Genomic DNA, 5614 nt, shown 5'->3' with positions numbered 1-5614 from the left:
GGCGGAAGGATGTGGCTGCCCGCTCGGCCAGCCGCTGGCGACGCTGCTGCTTGTCCCGGACCCGCACGGCGAGTGGCTCGAGCAGTCCGAAGTTCGAGTTCATGGGTTGGAACGCCCGCGGATCCGCCTGCCGCAGGTAGGCGTAAAGCGCGCCCAGCATGGTCGGCGGCGGCGGGACTGTGGGCGCCTGACCGTGCAGCAGCCGGTCCAGGTTCATGCCCGCCAGGATCCCGGAAGCCGCGGACTCGGTGTAGCCCTCGACGCCCGTGAGCTGGCCGGCAAAGATCAGCTCCGGCCGCTGCGGCGGCGCGCCATAGGAATTGAGCCGGGCCGGGAAGTTGAGGTAGGTATTCCGGTGGATGGAGCCGTAGCGCAGGAATTCCGCCTGGCGGAGCGCCGGGATCATGCGCAGCACGCGCCTCTGCTCGCCCGTGCGCAGCCGCGTCTGGAACCCCACCAGGTTCCACATCTGACCGGCCCGGTCCTCGCGCCTGAGCTGAACGACGGCGTACGGCTCGCGTCCCGTGCCGGGGTCCGGCAGCCCGAGGGGGCGCATGGGCCCGAAGCGCAGCGTATCCTCGCCCCGCGCCGCCATGACCTCGATGGGCAGGCAGCCCTCGAAGTAAGCGATCTCCTCCCAGTCGTGGCCAGGATAGGTGTCGGCCGCCCGCAAGGCCTCGAGAAAGGCGTGATACTCTGCCTCGTCCAGCCCACAATTCAGGTAGTCCTCGCCTCCGCCCTTGTCGTAGCGCGAGCGAAAGTAGGCACGTTCCAGGTCGATGGAGTCGAAACTGACGATGGGGGCAATAGCGTCGTAGAACGCCAACCCGTCCTGTCCCAGCAACTCGTGGATCGCCGTGGTTAGCGCCTCCGAGGTCAGCGGTCCCGTGGCGATGATGACGGGCTCGTCCGGCACCACGGTGATCTCGCGGCGCTCGAGGCGGATGCGGGGGTGGCTCGAAACCCAGCGCGTCATGCGGCTGGCGAAGAGATCACGGTCCACGGCGAGCGCAGTCCCCGCGGGTACGCGCGTATCCTCGGCCGCGTGCAGCAGCAGCGAGCCGAGCGCGCGCATTTCGGCCTTGAGCACGCCGTGCGGCGTGGTCGACTCCTCACTCTTGAAGGAATTGGTGCATACCAGCTCGGCCAGCCGATCAGTCTGGTGGGCTGGCGTCCGGCGGGTGGGCCGCATCTCGATGAGGCGCACGGCGTGGCCGCGCTGGGCAAGCTGCCAGGCCGCCTCGCAGCCGGCGAGGCCGCCGCCGACCACGAGGATAGGGCGCACGCTCATGCCCCGCCGTCGGCGCCGGGCGCGCCGCCACCCGAGATGCCATCCGGCGCGAACACGCCGCCGCAAGTGGCGCACTGCAGGTAATTGCCGCGGGCCTTGCTGCTCTTCTCGAGGAGGAAGGTCGCGCCGCAGTCGGGACAGGGGGCGGGGACGGGTCGGTTCCAACTGGACCAGTCGCACTCCGGATAGCGTGTGCATCCCCAGAAGACCTTGCCCCGCCGCGTGCGCTTCTCCGCCACCGCGCCCGTGGCGCAGCGCGGGCAGACCAGGCCGGGGATCGTGACGGGCTCTGTGTGTCTGCATTCGGGATAGTTGCTGCAGCCGATGAAGGCGCCGGTCCGACCCATGCGCTCGAGCAGTTCGCCTCCACACCTGGGGCAGCGCCGGCCGACAGGTCGCGGCTCCGTTCGGGCCCGCTCATCCAGGGGGCGGGTATAGCGGCACTCCGGGTAGCCCGTACAGCCGAGGAACCGCCCCCGGCGGCTCCAGCGCACGAGCAGCTCGCGGCCGCACTCGGGGCAGACGCCGGCCTCCCCGGCAACGACCTCGCGCACGATCTGCTCCGTGTTCCGTTCGCCCTCCTGGAGCCGGTGCTGGAACGGCCCGTAAAAGTCCGCCAGCACCTTGCGCCAGTCCAGCTCGCCTTCCTCGACGCGGTCGAGCTCGGCTTCCATCTCACTGGTGAAGTCCACGTCGAAGATGTCCGGAAACACGCGCACCAGCACCCGCGCCACGGTCTCGCCCAGCGTCGTGGGGTAGAAGCGCTTCTGTTTCAGCTCGGCGTACTCTCGCTCGACCAGCGTCGAGATGATCTGCGCGTAGGTGGACGGCCGGCCAATGCCCAGCCGCTCCAGCTCCTTGACCAGGCTGGCCTCACTGTAGCGTGGCGGCGGCTGCGTGAAGTGCTGCGCGGGCACGAGGTCGAGCAGCCGGCAGACATCGCCGGCGCGCAGCTCGGGCAGCGGCTCGACATCCTCGAGCGTGCGATGGTCGCCCTCCTCCTGCGCCTCCCGATACAGGCGGGTGAAGCCTGCAAACTTGAGGACCGAGCCCGTGGCCCGGAACAGGTAGCGCCGGCCGCTCGCGCCGCCAAGATCAAAATCGACCGTGGTCGTGTCGAACACGGCAGCGGCCATCTGCCCGGCGACGAAGCGGAGCCAGACCAGCTCGTAAAGCCGGTAGAGGTCACGCTCGAGCAGGCGGCGCACGCGCTCGGGCTCGTGGGCCACGTCCGTAGGCCGGATCGCCTCGTGCGCCTCCTGCGCCGCCCTCTGCTGCTTTCCGCCCCAGAGACGCGCGGCCCCGGCGGCGAACTCCGTGCCGAACCGCGCCGAGGCCCAGCTACGGCCGGCTTCCGCGGCGCCGCGGGCGACGCGCGTCGAGTCCGTACGCATGTAGGTGATGAGCCCGACCGCGCCCGCCGGCCCCAGCTCCACGCCCTCGTAGAGCTGCTGCGCCAGGCGCATGGTCTTTTGTGCCGAAAAGCCCAGGCGTTTGGCCGCTTCCTGCTGCAGTGTCGAGGTGGTGAAGGGCGCAGGCGGGTTCTTCACCCGCTCGCGCCGCTTGACTTCACTGACCACAAAGGCGACGCCGGCCAGGTCCCGTACGACCGCCGAAGCGGCGGCCTCGTCCTCCAAGCGGAACGTCTGGCCCTCAATGTGGTGGAGGCCTGCCTCGAAGCGCTCGGCAGCCTTCTCCAGCCGGGCCGTTATCGACCAGTATTCCTCCGCCTGGAATCCGCGGATCTCCGCTTCCCGTTCGACCAGCAGACGGAGCGCCACGGTCTGCACGCGCCCTGCGCTGAGCCCCGGGCGGATCGGCTTCCAGAGCAAGGGGCTGACCTGGTAACCGACCAGGCGGTCCAGGATGCGCCGCGCTTGCTGCGCCTCGACCTTGCGCATATCAATGGCGCCCGGCCGCTCGAGCGCGCGGTGTACGGCATCCGCGGTAATTTCGTGGAAGAGCACACGACGAAAGCGCCGGCCATCGCCGTCGCGTCGCTCGGGCGAGTAGCCGAGCTGCTCGGCCACGTGATAGGCAATCGCCTCCCCCTCCCGGTCGGGGTCCGTGGCCAGGATCACGTCATAGACGGATTCGGCCTCGCGCCGCAGCTCCTGGATCACCTTCCCCTTGCCCCGGATCGTGACGTACGTGGGCGCAAAACCGTGTTCGATATCCACGCCCAGCTCCCGCTCCGGCAGGTCGCGGACGTGGCCTACGGAGGCCCGCACCCGGTAGCCCGGCCCCAGATACTTGCTGATCGTCCTGGCTTTGGCGGGTGACTCGACAATCACCAGCCGCGTGCTTCGACTCCTCTGCGTCATCCCCACACCCCTGGCCGTCCGCTGCCCCTACACTCGTGACATCTCCGGATTGGCCGGTCGTATCCAACGTCTTGTTTCACCAATACGTTCCTCATCTCCGAGACTGTGCGCCAGCACTAGCCCGCGTCGGCTTCCCCCGCCGCCCGGATCCGTGCCGCGATCTCCCTGGCTATTTGATCGGGCCTGCGGCCGTCCACGTCAATAGTCCAATCGGCCAGGCGGTAGAGCGGCTCGCGCCGGGCGAGCAACGCGCGGGCGCGGCGCAGCGGCTGGGGCCCGGCCAGCAGGGGCCGGTGCGTCGCCGCGCGCCTGGCCCGGCGCAGGGCCTCCTCGGGCGAGATGCGCAGCCACAGCACGAGGCTGTGTGGCGCGAGGCGCTCGAGCAAGTCCGGCTGGGTAATCCAGCCGCCGCCGGGCGCCAGCACGACCTGCTGGCTGCCGGCCAGTTCCGCGGTCAGCTCGGCCTCGAGGGCCCGGAACCCGGCTTCGCCGAATTGCTGGAAGATCTCGGCGATGGTCAGGCCAGTGCGCCGCTCGATCTCGGCGTCGAAGTCGACAAAGTCCCAGTGCAGCAGTCGGGCCAGTCGCCGGCCCACGGTCGATTTGCCGGACGCCATGAAGCCGAGCAGCACGACCCGGGACGGTGGGCCGCCGGGCCGGCGCGCCCGCATCAGGACCGCCGGGGTGCGCGGCGGCCGAGCTGCTCGAGGTATCCCTGGAAGTTGCGCTGCAGCTCGGTCATCGAGTCGCCGCCGAACTTCTCGAGGACGGCATCGGCGAGCACGAGTGCGACCATGGCTTCCCCGACCACGGCGGCAGCGGGGAGTGCGACCACGTCACTACGCTCGCGCACCGCGTCCGCGCGCTGGCCACTTTGCAGGTCTACACTGCGCAGGGGCTGCATCAGCGTCGAGAGCGGCTTCATCGCTGCCCGTACCACCAGCGGCTGGCCGGTCGTAACCCCTCCCTCGAGCCCACCCGCGTGGTTGGACCGGCGGTAGTACCCACCCGTGCGCAGCAGGTTGCCCCGGTCCTGGCCCGCCGCTTCGATCTCGTCGTGTACCTCGGAGCCGCGGCGTGCCGCGGCGGCAAAGCCCAGGCCGATCTCGACGCCTTTCATGGCCTGGATGGAGAGGAGCGCCTGGGCCAGGCGCCCATCCAGCCTGCGGTCCCAGGCGACGTAGCTGCCAAGGCCGACCGGCACGCCCGTGGCCACCACCTCGAACACGCCACCCAGGGTGTCGCCGGCCGCGCGCGCGGCGTCGATCGCATCGATCATGCGGGCCTCGGCCTGGGGGTCGAGGGTGCGAACGGGGGAAGCATCGGCGGCGGCGTTCAGGTCCTCGGGGAGCTCGGCTGGCCGCCGGACTTCTATCCCGCCCAGCATGGTGACGTGACTGCCGATGCGGATGCCGAGCTCGGCCAGCAGGCGTTTGGCGACTGCGCCCGCGGCCACTCGCGCCGCGGTCTCGCGCGCGGAGGCGCGCTCGAGCACGTCACGGGCGTCGGCCCGATCGTACTTCAACACGCCCACCAGGTCGGCGTGACCGGGGCGCGGCAGGTGGACCCGCCGGAGCAGTTTCTCGTCTGTTTCGGGTGGCGGCGGCTCATGGGCCATGGCCGCCCGCCAGTTCTCCCAATCCCGGTTCCATACGACTAGGGCAATGGGCGACCCCAGCGTCTCGCCCAGGCGAACACCCGAGAGGAGCTCGCCGTGGTCCTGCTCGATCTTCATGCGGCCGCCCCGGCCGTACCCGCCCTGGCGACGCCTGAGCTCTGGATCAATGTCGCGCTCGACGAGCAGCGCCAGGCCGGCGGGCACGCCCTCGACCAGCGCCACCAGACCCCGGCCGTGGGACTCGCCCGCCGTGCGGAAGTTCAGGTGCATGCCTACACCTCGGTCCCAAAGGGGAAGAGCCCGGCCGAAACCGGGCTCTTCAATTTCTACGCGCGTTGGCGCCAGCGAAAGGCGGGGCAGCATCGCGGCGTGGGACCTGGG

4 protein-coding genes are annotated in these 5614 nt (G+C 70.2%); all 4 read right to left on the bottom strand.

The window, feature by feature from the left end; translation table 11 throughout:
- Positions 1 to 1291, bottom strand: a 1291-nt coding sequence (gene trmFO, locus HY703_04770) for a methylenetetrahydrofolate--tRNA-(uracil(54)-C(5))-methyltransferase (FADH(2)-oxidizing) TrmFO (GenBank protein ID MBI4544487.1), incomplete at its 3' end; no start/stop codon positions are given.
- Positions 1288 to 3615 (bottom strand): type I DNA topoisomerase, encoded by a 2328-nt coding sequence (gene topA / locus HY703_04765; GenBank protein MBI4544486.1) that lies wholly within the window; start codon positions 3613 to 3615, stop codon positions 1288 to 1290. The genes trmFO and topA, both read right to left, overlap by 4 nt.
- Before the next feature lie 116 nt (positions 3616 to 3731).
- Positions 3732 to 4286, bottom strand: a complete 555-nt coding sequence (locus HY703_04760) for a shikimate kinase (GenBank protein ID MBI4544485.1) — start codon at positions 4284 to 4286, stop codon at positions 3732 to 3734.
- Positions 4286 to 5497, bottom strand: coding sequence for a chorismate synthase (aroC, locus tag HY703_04755; protein ID MBI4544484.1), 1212 nt, complete (start codon positions 5495 to 5497; stop codon positions 4286 to 4288). Before aroC ends, HY703_04760 begins: the two co-directional genes overlap by 1 nt.
- Positions 5498 to 5614 lie beyond the last annotated feature (117 nt).

The sequence above is a fragment of the Gemmatimonadota bacterium genome (assembly GCA_016209965.1).
Taxonomy (GTDB): Bacteria; Gemmatimonadota; Gemmatimonadetes; order Longimicrobiales; family RSA9; genus JACQVE01.
The sequence above is the reverse complement of the archived record's forward strand: the minus strand, read 5'-3'. Positions and strand labels throughout refer to the sequence as shown.

Bases quoted from the DNA above. Each gene is read 5' to 3' on its own strand.
- topA (MBI4544486.1), bottom strand. From the start codon at position 3,615: ATGACGCAGAGGAGTCGAAGCACGCGGCTGGTGATTGTCGAGTCACCC.
- HY703_04760 (MBI4544485.1), bottom strand. From the start codon at position 4,286: ATGCGGGCGCGCCGGCCCGGCGGCCCACCGTCCCGGGTCGTGCTGCTC.